Annotated in this window: 21 protein-coding genes and 4 pseudogenes; 18 read left to right on the forward strand and 7 right to left on the reverse strand. The window is 73.1% G+C overall.

Annotated features, from left to right (window positions below; translation table 11 throughout):
- Nucleotide 1: 1 nt before the first annotated feature.
- Entirely contained in the window at nucleotides 2–1,390 is a 1,389-nt protein-coding gene (locus GA0070612_RS13710; RefSeq protein WP_088988240.1) for a WD40 repeat domain-containing protein, read from the reverse strand.
- Nucleotides 1,391–1,397: 7 nt separating this feature from the next.
- Nucleotides 1,398–1,634: pseudogene (locus GA0070612_RS13715) on the reverse strand (sigma factor); the annotation flags it as partial.
- Here GA0070612_RS13715 and GA0070612_RS33035 point away from each other — a divergent pair.
- Both GA0070612_RS33035 and GA0070612_RS13720 read left to right on the forward strand, forming a co-directional pair.
- Nucleotides 1,548–1,727, forward strand: coding sequence for a hypothetical protein (locus tag GA0070612_RS33035; protein WP_408630546.1), 180 nt, complete (start codon nucleotides 1,548–1,550; stop codon nucleotides 1,725–1,727). The pseudogene GA0070612_RS13715 and the gene GA0070612_RS33035 overlap by 87 nt on opposite strands.
- A gap of 108 nt (nucleotides 1,728–1,835) precedes the next feature.
- Nucleotides 1,836–2,075, forward strand: a pseudogene (locus GA0070612_RS13720) (HAD-IA family hydrolase); the annotation flags it as partial.
- 12 nt (nucleotides 2,076–2,087) lie between these two features.
- Here GA0070612_RS13720 and GA0070612_RS13725 read toward each other — a convergent pair.
- Nucleotides 2,088–2,690 (reverse strand): Pr6Pr family membrane protein, encoded by a 603-nt coding sequence (locus GA0070612_RS13725; protein ID WP_088988241.1) that lies wholly within the window; start codon nucleotides 2,688–2,690, stop codon nucleotides 2,088–2,090.
- Complete coding sequence (locus GA0070612_RS13730; RefSeq protein ID WP_167393623.1) at nucleotides 2,687–3,886, reverse strand: glycosyltransferase; 1,200 nt, start codon at nucleotides 3,884–3,886, stop codon at nucleotides 2,687–2,689. The genes GA0070612_RS13725 and GA0070612_RS13730 overlap by 4 nt, the downstream gene beginning before the upstream one ends.
- A 113-nt stretch (nucleotides 3,887–3,999) precedes the next feature.
- Between GA0070612_RS13730 and GA0070612_RS13735 the strand changes: the two genes are divergently transcribed.
- The gene (locus GA0070612_RS13735; protein WP_167393624.1) at nucleotides 4,000–4,479 is read left to right on the forward strand and encodes a GNAT family N-acetyltransferase; all 480 of its coding nucleotides are present in this window, start codon (nucleotides 4,000–4,002) and stop codon (nucleotides 4,477–4,479) included.
- A gap of 88 nt (nucleotides 4,480–4,567) precedes the next feature.
- Nucleotides 4,568–5,710, forward strand: coding sequence for a polysaccharide pyruvyl transferase family protein (locus GA0070612_RS13740; protein WP_088988244.1), 1,143 nt, complete (start codon nucleotides 4,568–4,570; stop codon nucleotides 5,708–5,710).
- A 10-nt stretch (nucleotides 5,711–5,720) separates the two neighbouring features.
- On the opposite strand, the gene GA0070612_RS13745 is transcribed toward GA0070612_RS13740, so the two are convergent.
- Nucleotides 5,721–5,927, reverse strand: a complete 207-nt coding sequence (locus GA0070612_RS13745; protein ID WP_088988245.1) for a hypothetical protein — start codon at nucleotides 5,925–5,927, stop codon at nucleotides 5,721–5,723.
- Nucleotides 5,928–6,009: 82 nt separating this feature from the next.
- Here GA0070612_RS13745 and GA0070612_RS13750 point away from each other — a divergent pair, with 82 nt between their 5' ends.
- The 4 genes and pseudogenes from GA0070612_RS13750 (at nucleotide 6,010) to GA0070612_RS13760 (ending at nucleotide 11,378) form a co-directional block, all read left to right on the forward strand.
- Entirely contained in the window at nucleotides 6,010–6,528 is a 519-nt protein-coding gene (locus GA0070612_RS13750) for a DinB family protein (RefSeq protein ID WP_088988246.1), read from the forward strand.
- A 333-nt stretch (nucleotides 6,529–6,861) separates the two neighbouring features.
- Nucleotides 6,862–7,698 (forward strand): annotated as a pseudogene (locus GA0070612_RS33040) (ATP-dependent helicase); the annotation flags it as partial.
- Between the two features lie 276 nt (nucleotides 7,699–7,974).
- Nucleotides 7,975–10,470, forward strand: a pseudogene (locus tag GA0070612_RS13755) (DEAD/DEAH box helicase); the annotation flags it as partial.
- Entirely contained in the window at nucleotides 10,467–11,378 is a 912-nt protein-coding gene (locus GA0070612_RS13760) for an SWIM zinc finger family protein (protein ID WP_088988247.1), read from the forward strand. The pseudogene GA0070612_RS13755 and the gene GA0070612_RS13760, both read left to right, overlap by 4 nt.
- 4 nt (nucleotides 11,379–11,382) lie before the next feature.
- Here the strand turns inward: GA0070612_RS13760 and GA0070612_RS13765 are convergent, their stop codons facing one another.
- Nucleotides 11,383–11,640 (reverse strand): DUF3040 domain-containing protein, encoded by a 258-nt coding sequence (locus GA0070612_RS13765; protein ID WP_088988248.1) that lies wholly within the window; start codon nucleotides 11,638–11,640, stop codon nucleotides 11,383–11,385.
- 466 nt (nucleotides 11,641–12,106) lie between these two features.
- Here GA0070612_RS13765 and GA0070612_RS13770 point away from each other — a divergent pair, with 466 nt between their 5' ends.
- Genes GA0070612_RS13770 through GA0070612_RS13790 form a run of 5 tightly spaced genes read left to right on the forward strand, consistent with a single transcriptional unit; the run spans nucleotide 12,107 to nucleotide 18,387 of the window.
- On the forward strand, nucleotides 12,107–14,197 hold the full coding sequence (locus GA0070612_RS13770; protein WP_088988249.1) for a DUF1800 domain-containing protein: 2,091 nt from the start codon (nucleotides 12,107–12,109) through the stop codon (nucleotides 14,195–14,197).
- Nucleotides 14,198–14,205: 8 nt separating this feature from the next.
- Complete coding sequence (locus GA0070612_RS13775; protein WP_088988250.1) at nucleotides 14,206–15,588, forward strand: DUF1501 domain-containing protein; 1,383 nt, start codon at nucleotides 14,206–14,208, stop codon at nucleotides 15,586–15,588.
- A complete protein-coding gene (locus GA0070612_RS13780; protein ID WP_088988251.1) occupies nucleotides 15,585–17,003 on the forward strand; it encodes a ferredoxin reductase family protein in 1,419 nt (472 codons plus the stop codon). The genes GA0070612_RS13775 and GA0070612_RS13780 overlap by 4 nt, the downstream gene beginning before the upstream one ends.
- Before the next feature lie 12 nt (nucleotides 17,004–17,015).
- The gene (locus GA0070612_RS13785) at nucleotides 17,016–17,615 is read left to right on the forward strand and encodes an FMN-binding protein (protein WP_088988252.1); all 600 of its coding nucleotides are present in this window, start codon (nucleotides 17,016–17,018) and stop codon (nucleotides 17,613–17,615) included.
- Between the two features lie 49 nt (nucleotides 17,616–17,664).
- The gene (locus tag GA0070612_RS13790; protein WP_088991487.1) at nucleotides 17,665–18,387 is read left to right on the forward strand and encodes an FAD:protein FMN transferase; all 723 of its coding nucleotides are present in this window, start codon (nucleotides 17,665–17,667) and stop codon (nucleotides 18,385–18,387) included.
- A 244-nt stretch (nucleotides 18,388–18,631) separates the two neighbouring features.
- Here GA0070612_RS13790 and GA0070612_RS13795 read toward each other — a convergent pair whose 3' ends face one another.
- The gene (locus tag GA0070612_RS13795; RefSeq protein WP_088988253.1) at nucleotides 18,632–19,303 is read right to left on the reverse strand and encodes a bifunctional DNA primase/polymerase; all 672 of its coding nucleotides are present in this window, start codon (nucleotides 19,301–19,303) and stop codon (nucleotides 18,632–18,634) included.
- Nucleotides 19,304–19,549: 246 nt separating this feature from the next.
- Here GA0070612_RS13795 and GA0070612_RS13800 point away from each other — a divergent pair, with 246 nt between their 5' ends.
- The 5 genes from GA0070612_RS13800 to GA0070612_RS13820 all read left to right on the forward strand — a co-directional run bounded on the left by GA0070612_RS13800 (nucleotide 19,550) and on the right by GA0070612_RS13820 (nucleotide 24,242).
- Nucleotides 19,550–20,779, forward strand: a complete 1,230-nt coding sequence (locus GA0070612_RS13800) for a helix-turn-helix domain-containing protein (protein WP_088988254.1) — start codon at nucleotides 19,550–19,552, stop codon at nucleotides 20,777–20,779.
- 16 nt (nucleotides 20,780–20,795) lie between these two features.
- Nucleotides 20,796–21,368: a flavoprotein gene (locus GA0070612_RS13805; RefSeq protein WP_088988255.1), complete on the forward strand. Its 573-nt coding sequence runs from the start codon at nucleotides 20,796–20,798 to the stop codon at nucleotides 21,366–21,368.
- A 151-nt stretch (nucleotides 21,369–21,519) separates the two neighbouring features.
- Entirely contained in the window at nucleotides 21,520–22,350 is an 831-nt protein-coding gene (locus GA0070612_RS13810; protein ID WP_197699431.1) for a Nif3-like dinuclear metal center hexameric protein, read from the forward strand.
- Nucleotides 22,347–23,084: a zinc ribbon domain-containing protein gene (locus GA0070612_RS13815; protein WP_088988257.1), complete on the forward strand. Its 738-nt coding sequence runs from the start codon at nucleotides 22,347–22,349 to the stop codon at nucleotides 23,082–23,084. Before GA0070612_RS13810 ends, GA0070612_RS13815 begins: the two co-directional genes overlap by 4 nt.
- Before the next feature lie 3 nt (nucleotides 23,085–23,087).
- Entirely contained in the window at nucleotides 23,088–24,242 is a 1,155-nt protein-coding gene (locus tag GA0070612_RS13820) for a bifunctional RNase H/acid phosphatase (RefSeq protein ID WP_088988258.1), read from the forward strand.
- Nucleotides 24,243–24,290 lie beyond the last annotated feature (48 nt).

Raw genomic sequence — 24,290 nt, forward strand, 5'->3', positions numbered from 1 at the left:
CTCACCCGCCGGTTCGACGCGCCCGCCTGACCCGCCGATCGTCGCGCCACAGCGCGATCCTCTGGCGGCTCACGTACAGCAGGCCGACGGTGACCAGCACCGTGAGGAGACCCGTCCAGAACCAGAACCGCCCGCCCACACCGCCTGGTGGCTGCGCGTCGCGGACGCGTCCGTTGCGGATCACCTGGTCGGCGACGTCGACGGCGATCACCTGGTCCGGTGCGGTCAGCACGGTGCGCGGCGCGGTGGCACCGGGCGTCAGCGCCAGCACCCGCACGGTGCGCAGGCGCTGGTCGCTCATGGGTGGGTTCGACTGCTCCTCCAACGGCAGGTCGGGGGCGGCGGGGTCCGGCAGGTAGGCCGCGACCAGCGCCGACCCGTCCGGTGCCCAGCCGAGCAGCCGGACGGCAACGGCCCCGGACACGGCGGGCAGCCGGAGCGGACCGACGTCCCGGCCGCTGGTCGGGTCGACCTGGCGCAGGGTCCACCCGGTGTCCGCCCCACGGGTGGCCAGCGTCAGGTTGGTGCCGTCCGGTCGCCACGCGCCCTTTCCGGCCAGCCACGTCTCGTCGGGCAGGGCGAACGAGGAGAGTTCCCGGCCGGTCAGATCGGTCACGGCGACGGTGCGGCCGTACTGGTAGGCGATCCGACCCGGGGCGGCGGCGACGGTCGAGCCGACGTTGGCCTCCTGTGCGCCGGCGGCCAACCTGGTCCACCGTTCACCGGCGACCGTCACCGCACTCAGCACCGTGGTGTAGGTGGCCCCGTCGAACGCGACCGGCACCTCGTCGCTGACCACCAACGACCCGCCGTCGGCGGACCAGCCGACAGGTGTGCTCCAGACACTGCGGTCCACCGGCGACGCGAGCCGCTGGGTCCGCCCGGTGACCAGGTCGACGACCTCGACACCCGGGGGATCGTCCTGGGCTCCGTCCGGCCGGGCCAGGTACCTGCCGTCGGGGGAGAGGTGCACCGTCCTGCCCGCAAGGGCCTCCCCGCCGATCCGCATGATCCGGTAGCGGTCCGAGTCCGCGCCGACCACCCCGACGATGTTCACGTCGTTCCACCCGTGCAGACGCGGTGCGGGCCCGTCGAAGACGACCGACGCGGGACCGAGCCGGGGGCGGTCGGTGACGTGCAGCGTGCCGAGCGGCGGCAGGGCGATGTGGTCGGGCAGCGCGGCGTTCGCGGTGGCGGCCGGATCGACGCCGGGGGTACGGGTCAGCGGCACCACCACCCCGGCCACCGCCAGCAGCACCGACGCCGCGACACCGGCGCCCACGCGGCGTAGACGGTCGCGGCGGGCGGTGGCGAGAGCGCGCTCGTACACCCGGTAGGAGGGCACGTCCTCGGCGGCGCTGCGGAGCGCGTCGCGGAGCCGGTCGGTCATGGTGTGCTCCTCTCCGGGGCGGCGTCGAGCAGGTCGGGAGCGACGGCTCGGAGTCGGCGCAGCGCGTGAGGCGTCGGCGTCGCCACCAGGAGACCTGCTGGTGGTACATGACGCGGCGGACGTACGCCTCCGGGTCGCCGTCGCGGATGCGTCGCCAGTGACGGTAGGTGCGCGCCAGGGCGGTCTGCACGAGGTCTTCGGCGAGCTGGTGGTCGCCGGTGAGGAGATAGGCGGTCCGGGACAGGGCCGGCGAACGCTGCACCACGAACTCGTGGAACGTCTCGGTCATGCCCACCCCCTCGGTGAGAAGAACGCCGGCCGTACGGCGGATGGTTGAGGACCTATCCTCGCGGTGCGAGCAACAGGGGGAGCGTGGGCGTGGAACTGGCGGGCATCGGCGCGGTGCTGTTCGACATGGACGGCACCCTGGTCGACTCGGACGCGGGTCACCGTCGAGGATGTGCGCGTCGGCAAGCCGGATCCGGAGGGCTACCTGCGGGCCGCGGCGCTGCTGGGCGTACCCGTGGCGCGGTGTCTGGTTGTCGAGGACGCCGAGGTCGGCCTGCGCGCCGGGCGGGCGGCCGGGGCGCTGACCGCCGCGTTGAAGGGCCTCGACGGCAACCTGCGCCTGCACGACCTGGCGCAACTGGCGGGCCAGCTGGCGTCGGCGTTCGCGGCACCCTGACCGGCCGTCGCCTCATCGCGCGTGACGTCGGGTCAGGTGTACGGCGGTCAGGGCGATCACGAGCAGGCTGACGGCGAAGAGCACGGCGTTGAGGACGACAGTGGGATAGCCGAGTCGAGGCACGTCGAGGAACGGGTACAGGTAGCGGTCCTCGGCCCCGCCGAGGGCACCCCGGACCAGGATGACCGTCAGCCACACCAGCGGATAGCCGAGCAGGCTGACCGCGTACGCCGGGCGCAGCGCGACCCGGGGTCGACGGACGAGCCAGTGGGCGGCGGCCAGCGGCGGTGCCACGACGTGCAGCAGCAGGTTGCCGGCGTCGGAGATCGTCCCTCGGGCGTCGGCGTTCGCCACCATGGCGTAGCGGCTCCACGGGTTGGCCAGCACCAGGACGAAGACCACCGCGGTGCCGACGAGGTAGACGGTGAGCGCGGTACGTAGCCGGTCACCGCCCCCGGCCAGCAGCACCACCAGGTAGGCCAGGTCGACCTGCACGGTGAAGTAGAAGAGCAGTTCGACCGGCTCGTCACGGGCGGCGACCAGGGCGAGGACCAGCCCGACGGCCACCACCGCCGCGGTGCCCACCCGCAGCACCCGGTCAGGTTGGTCCGTCACGGCGTCGCCTCCACCGGGCCGGGCAGTGCCGCGTACAGCCTGACCAGCTCGGCCAGGTAGCGCTCCCCGGACCAGGCCGCTACCGCCGCCCGGCCGTCCCGGATCACCTCCGCGCGCAGCTCGCCGTCGGTCAACAGCCGGGTCAGCAACGCGCCGTACGCGGCGGCGGTGGGCTCGGCGACCGGACGGGTGGTGCCGGTGCCCGGCCGCCGGACCAGCGCGGTGTCCACCATGGCCACCGGCAGTCCGTACGCCTCGGCTTCGGCGAGCACCAGGCCCTGCGTGTCGGTGGTGGAGGTGAACGCGAGCACGTCCGCCGCCCGGTAGTGGGCGCCGACCCGGTCGTGCGGCACCGGGCGCAGCAGGCGCAACGCGCCGGCGACCCCGTACCGGTGGGCCGCCCGCCGGATCGCGAGCCGGTGCCGTCGGGCACCCAGCAGCACCAGGTGGGCCGCCGGCAACGTCTCGCGGACCTGGGCGAAGGCGGCGAGCAGCAGCTCCGGGTTCTTCTCCGGCGTGGCCCGGCCCACCGCCAGCAGGACCAGCGCGTCCGTCGGGATGCCCAGCCGGGCCCGCAACCGCCGCCGGTCGTCGGCGTCGGCGCGCGGCGCGGCGGCCGGGGTCGGCAGGACCACGATCGGGGTACGCCCCGCCATGGCCGCCATCATCGACGCGGTCTTCGCCGAGGGCGCGACCAGGACACTGGTGTGCGCCAGCAGGCACCGCCCGAGTTCCGCCAGTCGGGTCTGCCGGTCAGGGCCGGGCCGCCCGAGCGCCCACAGGTCCCGCGCGTGCCAGCGCAGGCCCAGCCGCAGGCCCGCGTACGCCGCCCCGATCGGGATCTCCGGGTAGTGCGCCGCGTACGCGATCAGGTCGGTGTGCCAGGTCAGCACCGTCGGTACGCCCCGAGCGGCGGCCCACCGCAGACCGGCGACGCCGAGCGGGCCGGTGGTGTGCACGTGCACCACGTCCGCCGGTGCGTCCGGTGACCGGGGCACTGCCAGCCGGTAGGGGCGGGTCGGCACCGTCAGCGACGGCACCTCACCCGGTCGTCGGTGCCGCCGCAGCAGGGGGCCCGGGCAGTGCAGGACGACCCGGTGCCCGGCGGCGCGCAGCAGCGCCACAGTGGTGCCGACCGAGGTCGCCACCCCCTCCGGGTTGTCGAGGTGGCTGTCGCTGACGTGGGCGATGCGCACGTCGCCATCATGGCCGGGCCGCGCACCCCCGGGCCGCACCGCGCGGGGCCCGGGTGGCAGGCCCGGGCGGGTTCTGCTGCACTGTCCGCTGGCGAGGACGAAGGAGAGCCGCGGTGGAGTTGACGTTGACGCCGATGACGGCACCGGAGCTGGCCCGGTTGCTGGGGCCGCTGGAGCAGGGGTACGCCGACGACCTGGTGGCACACCGGGGGTTGAGCCCGGAGGCGGCCCGCAAACGGTCGGTCGACCAGATCCGGGAGGCGCTGCCGGCCGGCGCGGCGACCGAGGCGGCGCTGCTGCGGGTGGGGCGGGTCGACGACACCGAGGTCGGCTGGATCTGGGTGACCCTGCCTCCGGCAGGCGGCTCCCGCCAGGCCTGGATCCACAACATCGAGGTGCACCCGGAGCACCGGGGACGCGGCTACGCGCGGCGGATGATCCAGCTCATCGAGGTCGAACTCGCCCACCTCGGCGTACCCGAGCTGGGATTGAACGTGTTCGGGACGAACACCGTGGCGATCGGTCTCTACCGCAGCCTGGGGTTCGAGGTGACGTCGCAGCAGATGGCGAAGCGGATCGCCCCGACGAGCTGAGCCGGCGGCGACCACGGGTCCCCCCGGCAGGACTGTTCACCTGCCCAGCGGGAAACCGGCGCGGACCGCACCTGGGGAGGAGCGACGGATGACGCACGGCGGCGGACTGACCATCGGTGTGCTGGGCTCGTACGGTGGACGAAACCTCGGCGACGAGGCGATCCTCACCGGCCTGCTCACCGACCTTCGCACGCAGGAACCCAACGCCCGGATCATCGTCTTCTCCCGTAACCCGGAGCACACCCGGGCGGCCCACCCGGACGTCGAGGCGGTGCCCTGGGAGGGCGTCAGCCGCACCGACTCCGCGCTGGTCCTGGCCCAGCTCGACCTGCTCATCCTGGGCGGGGGAGGCATCCTCTACGACCGGGAGGCCCGCCGCTACCTGCGGGTGGTCCGGGTCGCCCAGGAGCGGGGCCTGCCGTTGATCACGTACGCGGTGGGGGTCGGGCCGCTCGGCGAGGCGGTGGACACCGGCATGGTCCGGGAGACGCTGTCCAGCGCGATCCAGGTGACGGTGCGGGACCAGGAGTCCCGGATGGTGCTGGAGGAGGCCGGGCTGCTGAACCCGATCACGGTCACCGCCGACCCGGCGTTCCTCCTGCAACCGGAGGACTTTCCGGCCCACCTGCTCGCCGAGGAGGGTGTGCCGGTGGGGCAGCGGCTGGTGGGGATCAGCGTGCGGGAGCCGGGGCGGGCCGCCGAACGGCTGGACGTGGACGGTTACCACCGGCTGCTGGCCCAGATCGGTGACTTCCTGGTGCACCGGATCGACGCGTGCGTGCTGTTCGTGCCCATGGAACGCGACGACATCCGGCACGCCCACGGGGTGCTGTCCCACATGGTCGCGGCCGACCGGGGTCGGATCCTGCACGGCACCTACTCGCCGCAGCAGATCCTCGGGCTGATGCGCCACTTCGACCTGGCCGTCGGCATGCGCCTGCACTTCCTGATCTTCGCGGCGATGGTCGGCACACCGTTTTTGCCCCTGCCGTACGCCGGCAAGGTCTTCGACCTGGCCCAACGGCTCGGCGTGCCGGCCCTGCGCGGTGTGGAACGCGAGGTCGAGGGGCCGCTGCTGGCCGAGGTCGACCGGTTGTGGGACGAGCGCGAGCAACGCGCCGAGGGCACCGCGCGACGGGTGGCCGAGGTGTGCGATCAGGCGCGGGGCACCTCGGAGGTCACCCGGGGCGTGTTGGAGAGCCTGCGCAGACAGACCCTCACCCGGGTCTGAGCCGGGGCGGTCACACCGCCGGGCCGGTCCACCGGTAGCGCCACTCGCGGGCCTCCTCGCGGGCGGTCTCCAACTCGTAGATCTGCGCCTCGGCCAGCCCACCCGGGCCGACGTGGTGATGGGTCAGCGGTGGCCGGCCGTTGCTGTCCAGCTCGACGGTGATGGTCTGCCCGTCCGCCGTGCCGCCGACGAGAAGGATCTGCACGGATGAAGCCATGCGCCCATCCTGCCTGTCGTACCGCCGGTCCGCAGCGGATAGCGGGGCAGCGGCGGCCCCGCCTCGTGGCTAGGGTCGGCGGATGGAGCAGACGATCGATCCCTCGCTCGGTCCGGTGCTCGCCCGCACCGGCGACGAGCGTGCCGTGCTGAGTTCGTTTCTCGACTTCCACCGTGGGGTGCTGCTGCGCAAGCTGCGCGGTCTCTCCGACGCCGACGCCGCCCGCCGACTGGTGCCCTCGGCCACCACGCTCGCCGGGCTGGTCAAGCACCTGACACTGGTCGAGCGGAACTGGTTCCCGACCCTGCTGGCCCCCGAGCCCGGCGACGTCTACCTGACCTCGGAAGAGGACGCGGTGGCGAGCTTCACCCTCGGCGAGCAGGAGACCGTCGCCGAGCTCGTCGCCGCGTACGAGCGGGCCTGCGCCCGGTCCCGGGCGGTCGCCGCGAGCCTCGACCTCGACCACGTGGTGCCGCACCCGCAGCTCGGCGAGGTGTCGCTGCGCTGGATCCTGGTGCACATGATCGAGGAGACGGCCCGCCACGCGGGTCACGCCGACATCCTGCGCGAGCTGACCGACGGCGAGTGCGGCGCGATCTGACCCGGGTCGCCCCCGTGCGCGTCCTCGCGGCCCTTCGCGCGTCCTCGTGGCCCTTCGCGCGTCCTCGTGGCCCTTCGCGCGTCCTCGTGGCCCTTCGCGCGTCCTCGTGGCCCTTCGCGCGTCCTCGTGGGCGTGATCAACACGGGTTCGCCGAAGTCGGGGTGTCCGACCGCCTTGGATACCGCGATATCAGCGATGCCGTGTCGATCACGCCCGCGAGTCCGCGACGATGCCGGTGCGCGTCGTGCGGTGCGTCCGTTCGGCGGTGGCTGCGGACACCGGGCCCCGGCGGGCCGCCTATCCTGGGGCGCGGGCGGCGACGAGGGGGAGCAGGTGCTGGTCATCCACGGGCTGTGGTCGCCCGGCGACGGCCCGACCGGCGGCCTCGCCGTCTGGGCCGAGGACAGTGCCGCGCCACCCGCGCCAACCCGCCCCGGCCGGCCGCCCCGGGAACGCCCACACCCCTTCGCCGCCGGGCACGCCGACCTGGTCGCCGTCCTCGCCGATGCCGCCGAGCCGGCCCACCCCGGCACCGCGCTGCTCACCCTGCCCACCCGGGCGGGCGCGCCGACCGACTCACCCGAGCTGATCCGGACCGACGTCGCACCCCCGGCCCGCAGCCGACTCACGCTGGCCAGGTGGCGCGTTCCCGCCCTGGTGTACGCCCCGGACGACGCGCTGTCGCTGCTCCGCGCCCTGGACGACCTCCCGGCGGTGCCCGGGGCCACAATGCGTCACCTCGCCGAACTGGCCGACTTCGCCGCCGACCTGGTGACCCGTGGCCGCGTCCTGCCCGGCGTCAGCCCGGCGGCGGGGAGTGCCACAGCGGGCAGCACCACGGCGGGGAGTGCCACAGCGGGCAGCACCACGGCGGGTAGCGCTACGGCGGGCAGCACCACGGCGGGTAGCGCTGCGGCGGGCAGCACCACGGCGGGTAGCGCCACGGGGGCAAGGGCTTCGTCGCGCGCTGCTGCGCGGGTATCGGCGCGGGCGGTCTGGCGGCCGCTTCTGACCGGCACCGACGCGGCTTGGGCGCGATCGTTGGCGCTGGCCCTACCGCCGGCCGCCCGGGCCGCCGTCGTGCGGCCCGATGTCGCTGCCGCCCCGCCGCCGCCTTCCGTACCCACTCTGCCCACCACCCCGACCACCGCGAGCCCGACTGCCACGGGCCCCGCCACCACGAACCCCGCCACCGCGACCACCGCGAGCCCCGCTGCCGCGAGCCCCGCCACCTTGAACCCGGCTGCCGCGAGCCCGGCCACCGTGAGCCCGGCTGCCGCGAGCCCGGCCACCGTGAGCCCCGCCACCTCGAGCCCGGCTGCCGCGAGCCCGGCCACCGTGAGCCCCGCCACCTTGAACCCGGCTGCCGCGAGCCCGGCCACCGTCGACCTGCCCGGCGCTGCCGTGGTGGTCGGTGGTGCGGGCGAGGGCGAGCTGACCGCCGCCGAGGTGGTGGCGGATGCGCTCGACGCGCTGACCGACGCCGCCGCGCGGGCCGCTCTGGCGACCACCACCCTGGCCCGAGGGCTGCGACCGGGTGGCCCGGCACCGGCCTGGTTGGCGGCGCTCGCCGGCCCGCAGCGGGACTTCACCGTCGATCCCACGGCGTTGGCCACCCTGCGCGACGAGCTGGACGTCTGGCAGCGGGATGCTGCCGGCGGGCCGGTCCGGGCCAGCTTCCGGCTGGTGGAGCCAGCTTCGGACGAGGTCACCGAGCCGATCCTGGCCACCCGCCCGGCACCGGACGACGTCGTGCCGGCGTCGGTCGAGTCGTCCGTCGGTGGGCGTTGGCGGTTGGAGTTCGGCCTGCAGGCGGCCGACGAGCCCGGCCTGTACGTCGACGCCGGGCAGGTGTGGCGGGCGCCGCAGACGCTCGGCGGCCTGACCGGGCGTACGGGCAGCCCGCAGGAGACACTGCTCGCCGAGTTGGGGCGGGCCAGTCGGCTCTGGCCGGACCTGGATGCCGCGCTGCGTACCGCCGCTCCGGAGGTGATGGAGCTCGACGTCGAGGGGGCGCACCGTTTCCTCAGCGAGGGCGCTCCGGTGCTGCACGCGGCCGGGTTCGGGGTGCTGCTGCCCTCCTGGTGGCAGCGCCCGTCGGCCCGGCTCGGCGCCCGGCTACGCGCCCGCAGCCGTACCGCGCCCGGCACGGTCAGTGGCACCGAGGCGGGTGTCGGTCTGGACGCCCTGGTGGACTACCGCTGGGAGGTCGCACTGGGCGACCAGCCGCTGTCCGCCGAGGAGTTGGCGGCGCTGGCCGAGATGAAGACCCCGCTGGTGCGGCTGCGCGGCCGGTGGGTGGAGCTGGACCCGGGACGGCTCGCCGCCGGTCTGCGTCTGCTCCGCTCGACCGGTGAGTTGAGCGTCGCCGACCTGCTCCGCCTCGGCCTGGAGGACGGTGCGGCCACCGGTGCGCTACCGGTGTTGGAGGTGACCGCCGACGGGGCGCTGGGCGACCTGCTCGCCGGCGCGGTGGAGCGTCGGCTCACCCCGCTGGAGCCGCCGCCGAGTTTCCAGGGGACGCTGCGGCCGTACCAGCAGCGGGGGTTGGCGTGGTTGGCGTTCCTGCGCTCGCTCGGGCTGGGTGGTGTGCTCGCCGACGACATGGGTCTGGGCAAGACGGTGCAACTGCTGGCGTTGCTCGCCGGGGACCCGCCGGACGCCGGCCCCACCCTGCTGGTCTGTCCGATGTCGCTGGTCGGCAACTGGCAGCGGGAGGCGGCCCGGTTCACGCCGACGTTGCGGGTGCACGTACACCATGGGGCGGAGCGGGCGCGGGGGGCGGAGTTCACCGCGGCCGCGCACGGCGCGGACCTGGTCCTCACCACCTACTCGGTGGCGGCGCGTGACGCCGTCGATCTGGCCGGAATCGACTGGCACCGGGTGGTGGTGGACGAGGCGCAGGCGATCAAGAACGCGTCGACCCGGCAGGCCGAGGCGGTCCGTGCGTTGCCGGCCCGGCAGCGGGTGGCGGTGACCGGCACGCCGGTGGAGAACCGGCTCGCGGACCTCTGGTCGATCATGCAGTTCGCCAACCCGGGCCTGCTCGGGCCGGCGGCGACGTTCCGCAAGAGGTTCGCCGAGCCGATCGAGCGCAACGGTGACGCCGAGGCCGCCGAGCGGCTGCGCCGGATCACCGGCCCGTTCGTGTTGCGCCGGCTCAAGACCGACTCGTCGATCATCTCGGACCTGCCGGAGAAGTTGGAGATGGAGGTGCTCTGCAACCTCACCGCCGAGCAGGCGGCGCTCTACCGGGTGGTGGTCGACGACATGCTCGCCCGGATCGAGACCAGCGACGGCATCGAGCGGCGCGGGCTGGTGCTGGCCACCATGACCCGGCTCAAGCAGGTCTGCAACCACCCCGCCCAGTTGCTGCGCGACGGGTCGGCGTTGGAGGGTCGTTCCGGCAAGCTGGCCCGGCTGACCGAGATCCTGGAGGAGGTGCTGGCGGCGGGGGAGCGGGCACTGCTGTTCACGCAGTACGCCGAGTTCGGCGCGATGCTGCGCGGTCACCTGTCGGCGCGGTTCGGTCGGGAGGTGCTGTTCCTGCACGGCGGGCTCGGGAAGGCCGAGCGGGACGCCATGGTGCAGCGTTTCCAGTCGGCGGACGGCCCGTCGCTGTTCGTCCTCTCGCTGAAGGCCGGTGGCACCGGCCTCACCCTGACCGCGGCGAACCACGTGGTGCACGTCGACCGGTGGTGGAACCCGGCGGTGGAGGACCAGGCCACCGACCGGGCGTTCCGGATCGGGCAGCGCCGTCGGGTGCAGGTCCGCAAGTTCGTCTGCGCCGGCACCGTGGAGGAGAAGGTCGCCGCGATGATCAACGACAAGCGTGCCCTCGCCGAGCGGGTCGTGGGCACGGGTGAGCAGTGGATCACCGAGCTGTCCACCGGCCAGTTGCGCGAGCTGTTCGCCCTGGAGGCCGGGGCGGTGGTGGAGTGAGCGAGCCCCGCGTCACCGATCGGTTCGCCGACTACGGGCGCCCCCGCCGGGTCGACGGGGGTCTGCGGGCGCGTAGCGCCCGGGGCGCCATCGGGCGTTCCTGGTGGTCCCGGCGGTTCCTGGAGGTGCTGGAGTCGTTCGCGCTGGGCACCCGGTTGACCCGGGGCCGGTCGTACGCGCGCGCCGGCCAGGTGCTGACGCTCGACGTCGCACCCGGGCGGGTCAGCGCCGTGGTGCAGGGCTCCCGCCCGCAGCCGTACCAGGTGTCCATCGCGCTGCGACCGTTCCCGGACGCGCTCTGGTCCCGGATCGAGAAGGAGTTGGCCGGGCAGGCGTTCTTCAGCGCCCGGCTGCTCGCCGGGGACCTCCCCGACGAGCTGGAGGAGCTGTTCGCCGCCGCCGGTGCGCCGCTGTTCCCGGCCGGTGTGGACGAGCTGACCCAACGGTGCAACTGCCCCGACTTCGCGGTCCCGTGCAAGCACCTCGCGGCGACGTTCTACCTGCTGGCCGAGGCGTTCGACGCGGATCCGTTCGAGTTGCTGCACTGGCGTGGCCGGTCCCGGGCGGAGCTGCTGGACGAGCTGCGCGCCCGACGGGTGACGGCCACCGGCGCGGTGGCGTCGCCCGAGCCGGTCGATCCACCGTCCATGCCGGACGGTGATCGGTCGACGGTGGCGCCGGTCGGCGCGGCCCGCGCGCTCGTCGGGCTGTCGACGACCCCGCTGCCGGAGGCGGCAGACCGGTTCTGGCTGCCGCCGGTGCCGTTGCCGGACCGGCCTCCTCGACTGGCGACCGGTCCCGACCTGCTGCTCCGCCAGCTCGGCGCGCCGGCCCCCGCCATCGGTGGCCCCGGAATGCTCGAACGGCTGCGCCGCGCGTACCGGGCGTTCGGCCCGGACGACCGGTGAGCCGTCACGTCCAGCGGCGGCGGAACCGCCACATGATGGCGGCGTTGGCCACCAGCACCACCGCGCAGATCGCACCGGTCAGCCGACCGGCGAACACGGCTATCGCCGGCAGCGACGCCCACAGCACGATGGTCAACAACATCAGGTAGCGGCCCCTGCGGGCACGGACCCGGTGGTCCAGCCGCTTGAAGAATGCCGGGTCGCTCTCCCGGAGCTGACGGGTGATCTGGTCGAACCTGCGCTGATCCTCTTTGCTGAGCATGGCGCTGCCTTCCCCTCACGCGTTCAGCGGTTCGGCGGCATACCCGCTGCGGTGGTGGCTCACGCTCGCCTGCTCCCGCTACTTTTCCTCCTCGCGCGGGGCCGGTGGCATCGGGCGCGGCGACCATCGTGAGGCCACTTCATGTCCGGCTTACCTGAACCTTAAGTTTGCCTGTGGTGGTGAACGGCGCGGAACGTGTCGCGTACGGCGGGGAGGTCCGGTCCGTACCCGGCTGCCGCGCGTCCGCCCTGCTGGGAAGGTCTGTGCGCGTCCCCCACCCGGCGACTGCCCCGGACGCCGCTCTGAGCGCTGTCTTAAGTGCCCTCACGAGGGTGTTCAGCCCACCTTGAAGGGCCCGGAGGGCTTGGTTACTTTGCCGTAGCACCCCCCTCAGGCAACTGTCGCCGCACCTGCCGCACCTGCCCGGTCGCAGCTTCCGGCGCTCATCAGAAATCGGGATTGGTACATGGCCGACCAGAATGTGCCACCACGTCGACCGCGGGACGACCGCGGTTGGGACGGACGCCAGCACCACAACGCGGACGGCTACGGCGACCCCAACGCGTCCGCGCCCTACGGGTACGACTCGCCCCACCCCTACCAGGGCGGCTACCCGGCGCAGGCCGACCCTCGCGAGCAGTACGGCGAGGGTTACGCGTACGCCGGACAGCCGGCCCCCGGCCCGCGCGGGCCGCAGTGGGTCGGCCCGGAAGGGCTCGGTAGCCCGATGCCGGCGCGGCCCGGCACCGGACTACCCACTCTGGACGACGACGAGTCGGGTCCCAAGGTCGGACGCCGCAAGGCGATGGTGGCCCTCGGTGGCACCGCCGCCGTCGTCGCCGGTGGCGCGGCGCTCGCCATGACCCCGCAGCTGCGCGGCATCTTCGGTGACGAGGTGGCCGGTGACGCCACCGGCAGCACGGTCACCGACGGCACCGCCGCGCGGCCCAGTGGCCAGCAGCCGAGCACGGTGCGCACCTACACCGAGCAGAACGAGAGCTACATGGGCTCCCGGGCCGGCGAGGCGCTGAAGAAGAACGCGCCGGCCGGCGGACGGACCCTCTCCGGCCCGGCCGCCGCCGCCGCGGCGACCGAGGTGACCGTGAAGACGGTGCTCGCCAAGGACCCGATCCTGCACCTGGCCCGGCGGGCGACCTTCGGCCCCACCCCCGAGCTGGTCGCCGACATCAAGAAGCAGGGCATCGACGCCTGGATCCGCGCCCAGTTGGACCCGGACAAGATCGCGCCGAGCAAGGCCGAGCTGAAGCTCGCCGAGCTGCCCACGCAGAAGCTCAGCGTGCAGCAGTTGCGCACCCAGCGGGACCAGCTCAACGAGCAGGGCGCCCAGCCGGAGCGGGAGATGATCGATGCCACCATCGCCCGGCAGATCTGGTCGAAGCGCCAGCTCTTCGAGGTGATGGTCGACTTCTGGAACGACTTCCTGCACGTCGCCGCGGAGTTCGACGGTGGCGAGGTCTACCGCAACTCGTTCGACCAGGACGTCGTGCGCAAGCACGCGCTGGGCAGCTACCCGGAGATGCTGATCGCCGCGAACAAGCACCCCGCGCTGCTGATCTACCTGAACCAGAAGGACTCCCGCAAGGACGCGATCAACGAGAACCTCGCCCGGGAGAACCTCGAGCTCTACTCGGTCGGCGTCGACGGCGGCTACAAGGAGCCGGACGTCCGTCAGGCCGCCATGTTGCAGACCGGCCGTGGCATCGACAAGGACGGCAAGTACGTCTTCAAGCCGGAGCAGCACTACGTCGGCAAGGTGAAGATCCTCGGCTTCAGCCACCCGAACAACTCGTCGGACCCGAAGAAGGCCGACGCGGCGATCGACGCGTACATCACCCACATCGCGCTGCACCCGTCGACCGCGAAGTACGTGGCGCAGAGCCTGGCGACCCGATTCGTCTCGGACACCCCGCCGAAGTCCCTGGTGGACCGGCTGGCCAAGATCTACACCACCAACAACGGCCTGATCAAGCCGGTGCTGATGGCGATGTTCTGCTCCACCGAGTTCTGGGCCGCCGTGGGCCAGAAGGTACGCCGCCCAATGGAGTACCTGGCTGCCACGTACCGCACGCTGGGCGTCTCACCGGAGGCGTCGCCGAAGCACAACAACGGCGACAACAAGCGCACCCCGTACGCGCGGGGCCTGCGGCAGATCCAGGACAAGCTGCGCGAGCTGGGCCACTACCCGATGGGTCAGCCCACCCCGGACGGCTACCCGGACGTCTACGTCGCCTGGACGTCGGCCGGCACCATGGTCAACGGCTGGAACGAGGCGGGCGAGATCCTCGCCGGCTACCGCACCGCCTTCACGTACACGGCACCGGAGAAGCTGGTCGCCAAGCCGCCGGCGACCGCCGGGGCGTACGTGGACGCGCTCTCCCAGCGGCTGGTGGGTCAGAAGCTGAGCACCCGGGAGAAGAACCTGATCCTCGGTGTGGCCGGCGTCGCCGCCACCGCCAAGGTCGACGCCACGTTCAACGGGGCCATCACCGCCGTCGCGCGGGCGATCCTCGCTTCCCCCCAGCACCACCTCCGGTGAGGCACCCGATGGAGAAGACTGTGTACAACTCTTTCCCCCTGCACCCCGAATGCCCCGACGTGCGGCGGCTGGCCGACAACCCGGCCGAGGCCCTGCTGCGCGCCGAGGCGGACATCGTGGCCGCCGAGAACGCCGCCGAGCTGGACCGCTACCGCACTCTGGAGAACCTGGAGGAGGCCCAGCAGGACGGTCGCGGCGTCACCCGCCGTACGTTCGTCGCCGGGGCCGCGGCCACCGCCACCGCCCTGGCCACCGCGCAGTTCGTCACCACGTCGGCGTCGTTCGCGGCGACCAAGACCGGCACCCTGATCCACGTCTTCCTCTACGGCGGGCTGGACGGGCTGAGCCTGGTCGCGCCGAACAACGACCCGGTGCTCAGCAAGGCCCGCCCCGACCTGCTGCTCGGCAACGACTCGCTGGCCCTGGACCGCGGCTTCAAGCTGACCAGTGCGTTCAAGCCGCTGGAGAAGTGGCTCACCGCCGGTCAGCTCGGCTTCATCCCGGGTGTCTCCGACGAGCGGCTGTCGCGCAGCCACTTCCAGGCCGCGGACGCCTGCAACCTGGGCGGTCTGCCGAACGAGACCGGCGGCCGGGGCTGGCTGGACGGTCTGGTCGACCACCTGGGCAAGGGCACCGCGTTCCGCAGCGTCGGCATCGGCAGCACGCTGCCCCGCTCGCTGGTCGGCAACAACGGCGCGTTGTCGCTGAACAACGTCGGATCGTTGCGGCTCAACGGCGACGAGAAGTACCGGGCGGCCACCGAGAAGGCCATCAAGGGGCTCTTCACCGGGATCAACCACCCGGTCGAGGAGGCCGTGCAGGAGGGCATGGGCGCGCTGGCCACCGCCCAGCAGCTCGCCGCCAAGCCGTACCAGGCCGTCGAGGGCGTCACGTACGAGGGCGTCGGCAACGCGTTCAAGCAGCTCGCCCAGCTGATCAAGGGCGGCGCCAACGTCCGGGTCGCCACCGTCGGCATGGGTGGCTACGACACCCACGAGAACCAGGGCACCGCCGCGGGCGGTCAACTGCACCGCCGGTTGAACGAGCTGGCCAAGGCCATGGCGGCCTTCTTCACCGACCTCGGTCCGCAGGCCGCCGACGTGACGATCATGGTGTCCAGCGAGTTCGGCCGCCGGGTCGGCTCCAACACCGGCGGCACCGACCACGGGCACGGTGGCGTGGTCACGGTGCTCTCCGGCAAGAAGCTGGCCGGCTCCCTGCTGGGCACCTGGAACGGGCTGGACAAGCTGGACTCCGGTGACGTGCCGGAGTACAACAACATGTTCAACGTGTACGGCGCGGTGGCGCAGGGCCGGTTCGGGCTCACCAACGCCGAGGTCCAGAAGGTCTTCCCCCGCCAGAAGTACGCCCCGATGAAGCTGTACGCGTGACGTACCCGCACACCCACGCCGCCGGCCGTCGTACCGGGACCTCGTCCCGGCACGGCGGCCGGCCGGCTGCGCCCGTACCCCCGCAGATCCCGGACCGGCGCGGTCCCGGCGGCCGGCGGCTGCTGGGCGTGCTGCTCCTGGTCGGCCTGGTCGCCAGCGTGCTGCCGTGGTGGCTGGGCACCCCCGCCGGCTCGTTGCGGAGCACCGCCGCCACCGTCACCGCGGCCGGTCGGATCACCGGTCTGATCGCCGGCTACCTGCTGCTGGTGCAGGTGCTGATGATGAGCCGGCTGCCGGTGCTGGAACGGTGGATCGGCGGCGAGCAGATGGCCCGCTGGCACCGCGACGTCGGGGCAACCCTGCTGGTCGCCGTGCTGGCGCACATGTCGCTGATCCTCGTCGGCTACGCGGACCTGCGGAACCAGTCGATCCTGGCCGAGGTCGGCACGCTGCTGGGCGACTACGAGGACATGGTCTCGGCGTTCGTCGCCACCGGCATCATGATGCTGGTCGGCTTCAGCAGTGTCCGGGCGATCCGCCACGCGTTGCCCTACGAGCTGTGGCACGCGCTGCACCTGTCCAGCTACCTGGTCCTGCTGCTCGGCTTCGGTCACCAGTTCACCCACGGCGCGCAGTTGTACAAGCCCGGGCCGGTGCGCACCGGCTGGATCGCGCTCTACCTGCTGGTGGTCGCCGCCCTGCTCTGGGGCCGGGTGATCGCGCCGCTGGCGTTCAACCTGCGGTACAAGCTGCGGGTCGCCGACGTCGTCGCGGAGAGCCCGGACACCATCTCCATCTACCTCACCGGTGAGCGCCTCGGCCGGCTGACGATGCTCGGCGGCCAGTACTTCCGCTGGCGCTTCCTCACCCGGGGATGCTGGTGGCAGTCGCACCCGTTCTCCGTCTCGGCCGCCGCGAACGGTCGCTGGCTGCGCCTCACCGTCAAGGTCGTCGGGACGCACACGGCGGACCTGCGCGACCTTGAGCAGGGCACCCGGGTCTGGGCGCAGGGCCCGTCGGGCACCTTCACCGCCGCGCACCGGGTCCGGGAGCGGGCGCTGCTCATCGCCGGCGGCAGTGGCATCACGCCGCTCCGGGCCATGTTGGAGGAGCTGCCCCCGGGCGCCGCCCTGATCTACCGGGCCCGTACCCCGGCCGACGTGCTGCTCAGCCGTGAGCTGGACTGGTTGGCCCAGGAGCGGGACACCTCCGTCTGGTACGTCATCGGTTCCCGCGACGACCCCGGCCCCCGTCAGCTGATCAGCCCGGACGGGTTGCGTCAGCTGGTGCCCGACGTGGCCCGACGCGACGTCTACCTGTGCGGGCCGCCCGGGTTGGTGGAACAGTCGGTGCGCGCGCTGCGCCGCGCCGGCGTGCCGAAACGGCAGATCCACCTGGCCACGTTCGAGCTGTAGGAAGGGCACCCCATGCGTCGCGCGTTCCTCGCGATCACCGGCCTCGCCGCCAGCACCACCGCGCTGGTGGTCTTCAAGGGTTCCCCGGCCACCAACCAGGTCGCCCAGAACCTGCCGACCGCCCAGCCGGTCGACCCCACCGGGCAGGCGGCCGACCCGAGCGCCGACCCGGTCGCGCCGGGCCCCGACCCGGCCGAGGGCGGGCCGACCCCGTCGACGAGCGCCGACGCGCCGGTGTCACCCAAGCCCGGCAAGACCACCGCCCGCCCGTCGACCACCAGGACCACCAAGGCGCCCAGCGCGCCGCGCACCACCAAGCCACCCCAGTCGACCAACCGCCGGGTCACCGGCGCCGGCTTCGACAACGAGTACGGGTACGTGCAGGTGCAGATCGTGGTGTCCGGCAACCGGATCGTCGACGCCGTCGCGCTGTCGCTGCCCAGCGGGGGTGAATCCGACATCCACAGCGGCGACGTCAGCAGCGCGTACGACGGCAGCGGCGGTGAGGTGGTGCGCAAGCAGAACGCGAACCTCAACACCGTCTCCGGTGCCACCGAGACCAGCAACTCCTACAAGCAGTCGCTGCGGTCCGCCATCGAGCAGGCGTTCTGACGTGCCGGCCGCGCTGACCCGACCAGGGCTGTGCCGGGTCGAGCAGATCATGGGTACGGCGATCACCCTGGACCTCGCCGACGACCTGCCGCCCGCGCGGGCCCGTGAGCTGGCGGACGACGTCTTCGCCTGGATGCGTGAGGTGGACACCCGGTTCAGCACGTACCAGCCGGGCAGCGAGGTGTGCCGCTTCGACCGGGGTGAGGTGTTGCTCTCCGAGGCGTCGGCGGACCTGCGGTTCGTGCTGGAGGCGTGCGCCGACCTGTGGGGCGCCACCGACGGGTTCTTCGACGCGTACGCCACCGGGCGGCTCGACCCGTCCGGTTTCGTGAAGGGCTGGGCGGCGCAGGTCGCCTCGGATCGGCTGCTCGCCGCCGGTGCCCCGAACCACTGCGTGAACGCCGGTGGCGACGTGCGGGTACGCGGTGTGTCGCCGTCGGGGGAGCCGTGGCGGATCGGCATCCGGCACCCGTGGGACGCGATGGCGACGTGCCTGGTGCTCAGCGGGACCGACCTGGCCGTGGCCACCTCGGGGGTCTACGAGCGGGGTCGGCACGTGCTGGACCCGCGCCGCGGCGCGCCGGCCGGCGGACTGCGGTCGGTGACAGTGGTCGGCACCGACCTCGGGGTCGCCGACGCGTACGCCACCGCCGCCCTGGCCATGGGAGCAGCGGGTCGCGGCTGGCTGGACCGCCTGGACGACCACACCCACGCCGTCGTCACCGACGACGGCCGCCAGTATCACTCCGCGAGCATCCCGCTGACGGACTAGCGGATCGGGCGGTGGGTGCCGGCGGGGCGGGACCCGGTGGGGCGGGGACGGCCGGGGCGCGAGCCGGACGGTCGGGTGCCGGCCCAGCGGTGTCGTCGGTGGCTGCGCCGGGGTGGTTCGGTGCCACCGGGATGGGACGCTCTGTCGTGCGTGGACATCTTTCCCCCGATCGTGGCGCGCGTTCGCGCCGTCCTCCTGTCAACGAGGACCGGTGCCCCGGCGACGCTGTCGGGCACCGGATGTCTCACATTCCTCGTCGGGGCAGCGGCAGGTGACCGGGTATCAGGTCGGGGGTGAGCGTCACCCCGGTGGCGCGCAGCGCCCCGATCACCGTGTTCTGCACGAGGTACGAGTCCGGAAGCTGCCAGCGGGCCTGCTCGGGGGCGACCGCCCAGCGGACCGTCCCCTCGGGCAGCCGGGTGGGCGGCGCGGGGATCCACGAGCCCGGTCCGTGCCGGACCACGTGGAAGCAGTGCTCCAACTCCGGGCGCAGCGGGTCACCGGGGCGGACCAGGAACATCCAGCGTCCGGTGGGCGTGGCCAGCACCGGCCCGCGTACGCCGGTGCCGGCCGGGTGGATCTGCACCGCGTCGAGGACGAGCCGACCGAGGTGGGCGGGCACCTCCAGCACGTCGAAGGCCCGGCCGGTGGGCAGCAGCACCCCGTGCGGGCGGCTCCGCCACCAGGTCGCCACCCGGGCCGGGTCGGCGCTGGCGGCCAGTTCCCAGTTCTCCAGGGCGGGGTGGCAGCCGACCGTGGGACAGCCGGCCCGGCCGCAGACGAAACGACTGCGGGCCAGGCACGCCCCCGGAGTGACTTGCCAGCCGTGTGCGGCGTACCGCATGGCGACCCGGCGCAGCCGGACGCGTTCCAGCGGCGACAGTTCGACGACGCGCGGTCCGACATTCCCCCACATGTGTGCCATCTCCCCTCGTCGGGCCCGGCGTTCGCCAGGTCCCATGTCGAGCACCGTCACTGCCGTAACCCACGATCGTTGAGGTTGACGAACGGCTCGTGCAACTTGCACGAAAAGTACGAGGACTGGCTTTCCGGCTGACGTACATCGTGTGCGACCAGCGGAAATGTGAAAGTGAACGCAGGACGCCGCGCCCGGAGACATCGCTTCGACTCGATCGGTCGTCGCGCAGGGGAGGATGGGGAGATGGACGAGCTACCCATTGGACGGCGGGTCGCCTACTGGCGCGGACGGCGGAAGATGTCGCAGCAGGTCTTCGCGGACCGGCTGGGCAAGTCGAAGAGCTGGGTGGACAAGGTCGAACGCGGCGTCCGCCGGTTGGACAAGTTCTCCGTCCTGTACGAGATCGCCGACATCCTCCAGGTGGACGTCCAACTCCTCATGGGCAAGGACCCGGAGCGCCGCACCGACGCGCTGAACTGCATCGACCAGATCGAGGTGCAGGAGATCCGGGCGGCGTTGGAGCGCTACGACTCGATGAGCGCGTACTTCGACGCGGCGCCCTCCCCGCCGCCGCTCGACGACATGCGCAAGGCCGTCAACCACGCCTGGCTCACCTATCAGTACGGCCGCTACGGGATGCTCACCCGGGCGCTGCCCAAGCTGCTGCGCGACGCCCAGGCGGCGGACGCCGCGTACGGCGGTGACCGGGGGATCGAGGCGGCCCACCTGCTCGGGCAGGTCTACCAGATCGCCTCGTCGGTGCTGCGCAAACTCGGTGAGTGCGAGCTCGCCTGGCTGGCCGCCGACCGGTCGATGGCGGTGGCCCAGCGGGCCGACGACCCGCTGCTGGCCGGGATCGCCACCACAAGGGTCTGCAACGCGCTGGTCGCGATGGGCCGGGCCCGTCCGGCGCTGGAGCTGAACGTGCAGATCGCCAACCGGTTGGCCCCGGGCGGCGGCAACGAGGTGTCCCCGGCCCGGCTCTCCGTCTACGGCATGCTGCTGCTCCAGGGGGCGATGGCCGCGTCGCGGATCGGCGACACGGCGAGCGTCGACGACCTGATCAACTGCGCTCAGGAGGCCGCCACCCTGCTCGGTGGCGACTACAACCACTACTGGACGTCGTTCGGCCCGACGAACGTCGAGTTGCACCGTGCCGCCGCCGCCGTCGAGTTGGGCGACGGTGGTCGGGCCGTGGAGGTGCACCAGTTGCGCATCGCGGAGCCCTCCTTCAACGCGTTGCTGCCCGAACGCCGCGCCCACCACCTGCTCGACATCGCCCGCGGGTACGCCCAGATCGGCGACGTGGCGAACGCCGGCGAGATGCTGCTGCTCGGCGATCGGCTCGCCCCGTCGGAGATCCGCTGCCGGCCGATCGCGCACGAGGTGATGTCAGACGTCCTCCGTCGCACACGTGGTGCGCCGCCTTCTCCGGTAGCGGAGTTGGCTGAGCACATGGGAGTAGGGGTATGAGCGCGGAGCCGGTTTGATGGCCGGTTCACCGCGTACCAGCGGGCACCGCGAGGTGCTCTACGTCATCGCCTGCGGCTCGCCGCTGGCACGGCACGTCGGCCTTCTGGTCGACCTCGCCCAACAGGATGGTTGGGACGTCTGCGTGGTCACCACACCGGACGGCGCGAAGTTCGTCGACCAGTCGGCACTGGTTCGGCAGACCGGGCATCCGGTGCGGACGCACTACAAGAACCCCGGTGACCCGGACGTGCTGCCGCCCGCCGATGCCATGATCGTCTGCCCGGCCACCGTCAACACGGTCAACAAGTGGGCGGCCGGGATCGCCGACACCCTCGCTCTCGGCCTGCTGGTCGAGGCGCAGGGCAAGGGCATCCCGATCGTGGCCGTGCCGTACACCAATGTGGCGATGGCCGCCCACCCGGCGTTCCGCGCCGGGGTGGCCCGGCTGGCCGAGTGGGGTGTCACGGTGCTCTTCGGTGATCACGTGGTCGCGTTGCACCCGCCGGGAACGGGGGAGCAGCACCTGTCCGCGTTCCCGTGGGCGAAGCCTCTGGCCGCGCTGCACACCGTCGCCGCGAACGCCGCCTAGCATCCGACGGCGGGGCTTCGCCGCGCCGCCCAGCATCCGACGGCGGGGCTTCCGGTCGACGCGGCCGGGCGGGCGTCACCGCCCGGCGGCCCTCGCGCCGGTAAGCTGGCCCGCCGTGAGCACAAGCGGATCCGCGCCGACGGTGACCGACGTGGTGGCCGAGCTGGAACGGCGTTTCCCGCTGGCCTGGGCCGAGGAGTGGGACCGGGTGGGTCTGGTGCTCGGTGAGCCGTCCGCGCCGGTGCGCCGGGTGCTCTGTGTGGTCGACGTGGCGCCCGAGACGGTCGCCGAGGCGCTGGCCGCCGACGTCGACATGATCGTCGCGCATCACCCTCTGCTGCTGCGCGGCGTCTCGTCGGTCGCCCCGACGACCTTCAAGGGGCGGATCATCCACGACCTGATCCGGGCCGGGGTGGCGCTCTACGCGGCGCACACCAACGCCGACGTGGCCGCCCCCGGCGTCTCCGACGCCCTCGCCGCCCGGTTCGGGCTGACCGGGCTGCGGCCACTGCTACGACCCGCGCCCGGCTCGCCCGCCCACGGCGACGACCGGGGCTTCGGTCGGATCGGCGAGCTGCCCCGGCCGATGACCCTCGCCGAGCTGACCCGGCACGCCGCCGCCGTGCTTCCCGTCACGTCCTGGGGAGTTCGCGCTGCGGGCGATCCCCGGCGTATGGTTCGTACCCTCGCCGTCAGCGGCGGGTCGGGGGACAGTTTCCTCGGCGCCGCGACCGCCGCCGGGGTGGACGCATTCCTCACCTCCGACCTGCGGCACCACCCGGCCGGCGAGCACCTCGCCGCCGATGGTCCCGCCCTGATCGACGCCGCCCACTGGGCGACCGAACGACCGTGGCTGGACGACCTGGCCGACCTCCTCCGGGAGGCGTTGGGCGTCGAGACGCTGGTGTCCGACCTGGATACCGACCCGTGGACAGTGCACGCCGCCGCACCCGTTGTGGACGACAAGGAGCCCCGACCGTGAAGGCTGACCCTCAGGTGCAGCGCCGCCTGCTCGACCTCCAGGCGATCGACACCAACCTCGCCCAGCTCGCCCACCGTCGGCGGTCGCTGCCCGAGCGGGCCGAGCTGGAGGCGCTGGCCCGGGAGTTGTCGGCGTTGGAGGATGAGCGGGTCCGCGCCCAGGTGGCGGTCGACGACCTGGACCGGGACATCGCCCGGATGGAGAAGGACGTCGAGCAGGTCCGGGCCCGCAAGGAGAAGGACGAGAACCGGCTCGCCGCCGGCACCGGCCCCGCCCGCGAGTTGGAGGCGCTCCAGCACGAGCTGGTCTCGCTCAACCGCCGCCAGGGTGACCTGGAGGACGCCGAGCTGGAGCTGATGGAGCAGCGGGAGACCGCGCAGGGCGTCCTCGACGGGGTGGAGCAGCGGCTGGCCGACGCCCGCGACCGGCGGGCCGCGACCGAGCAGCGCCGCGACGAGGCGATGGCCGAGATCGCCAAGGAGGAGGAGTTCAAGCGGGGGGCCCGTCAGCCGCTCGCCGCCGACCTCCCGGCCGACCTGGTCAAGCTCTACGACAAGATCCGCGAGGACACCGGGCTGGGTGCCGCGCTGCTCACCGCGGGCCGCTGCGGCGGGTGCCGGTTGGAGCTGTCCGGTGCCGACCTGGCCCGGATCCGCGGGGCCGCCCCGGACGACGTGGTCCGTTGCGAGGACTGCCGACGGATCATGGTCCGGACCAACGAGTCGGGTCTGTAGGTCGTGGCGCCGCGCGTGGTCACCGTCGAGGCCGACGGCGGGTCCCGGGGCAATCCCGGCCCCGCCGGCTACGGCGCCGTGGTCCGTGACCCGGAGACCGGTGAGGTGCTGGCCGAGCGCTCCGAGTCGCTGGGGACGGCGACCAACAACGTCGCCGAGTACCAGGGGCTGATCGCCGGGCTGACCGCCGCCGCCGAGCTGGGTGCCGCCGAGGTGGACGTCCGGATGGACTCCAAGCTGGTCGTCGAGCAGATGTGCGGCCGGTGGCAGATCAAGCACCCCGGTCTGCGCCCCCTCGCCGCCCAGGCGGCCGGGCTGGTGGGCCGCTTCGCCGCGGTCCGGTTCGCCTGGATCCCCCGCGAGCAGAACCGGCACGCCGACGCCCTCGCCAACGCCGCCATGGACGCCGCCGCCGGTCGTCCCCCGGCGACCGCGGCACCCGACCGTCCCGCGCCGGCCGCTGCCGCCGGGCAGCCCGCCACCGGCAGCGACCCGGCGACCGCGCCGGCCTCCTGGGAGCCCCGGCCGACCTTCACCGCCACCCGGCTGATCCTGGTCCGGCACGGCGAGACCCCGTACACCGAGCAGCGCCGCTACTCCGGTCGCGGCGACGTGCCGCTCTCCGACAGGGGCCGCGCCCAGGTGCAGGCCACCGCCACCCGGGTGGCTGAGCTGGCCCCGTCCGTCGCGGCCGTGCTCAGCTCACCGTTGTCCCGGTGTACGGCCACCGCGGCGGCCATCGCCGGCGCGCTCGGTGACGTGCCGGTGCGCACCGAGGACGACCTGATCGAGTGCGACTTCGGCCAGTGGGAGGGGCGCACCTTCGCCGAGGTGCGCGAGGGCTGGCCGGGAGAGATGGACGCCTGGCTCGCCTCACCCCGGGTCGCCCCGCCGGGCGGGGAGTCGTTCACCCACGTGGCCGAGCGTGCCAACCGGGTCGTCAGTGGGCTGCTCACCGCGTACCCCGGTGAGACGGTGGTGCTCGTCTCGCACGTCTCGCCGATCAAGCTGGTGCTGCGCGACGCCCTGGCGGCCGGCGACGGGTTCCTGCACCGGCTCTTCCTGGACGCGGCCGGGATCTCCGTGCTCGACATGTGGCCCGACGGCGGCGTCGCCGTGCGTACGGTCAACGACACCGCCCACCTCACCGCGCTCTGAGTCGTTCACCAGTCGGCCGGTCGGTCGCGCCGTTCGGCGCAGCCGACC

The sequence above is a fragment of the Micromonospora chokoriensis genome (genome assembly GCF_900091505.1).
In the GTDB taxonomy this organism is placed as follows: domain Bacteria; phylum Actinomycetota; class Actinomycetes; order Mycobacteriales; family Micromonosporaceae; genus Micromonospora; species Micromonospora chokoriensis.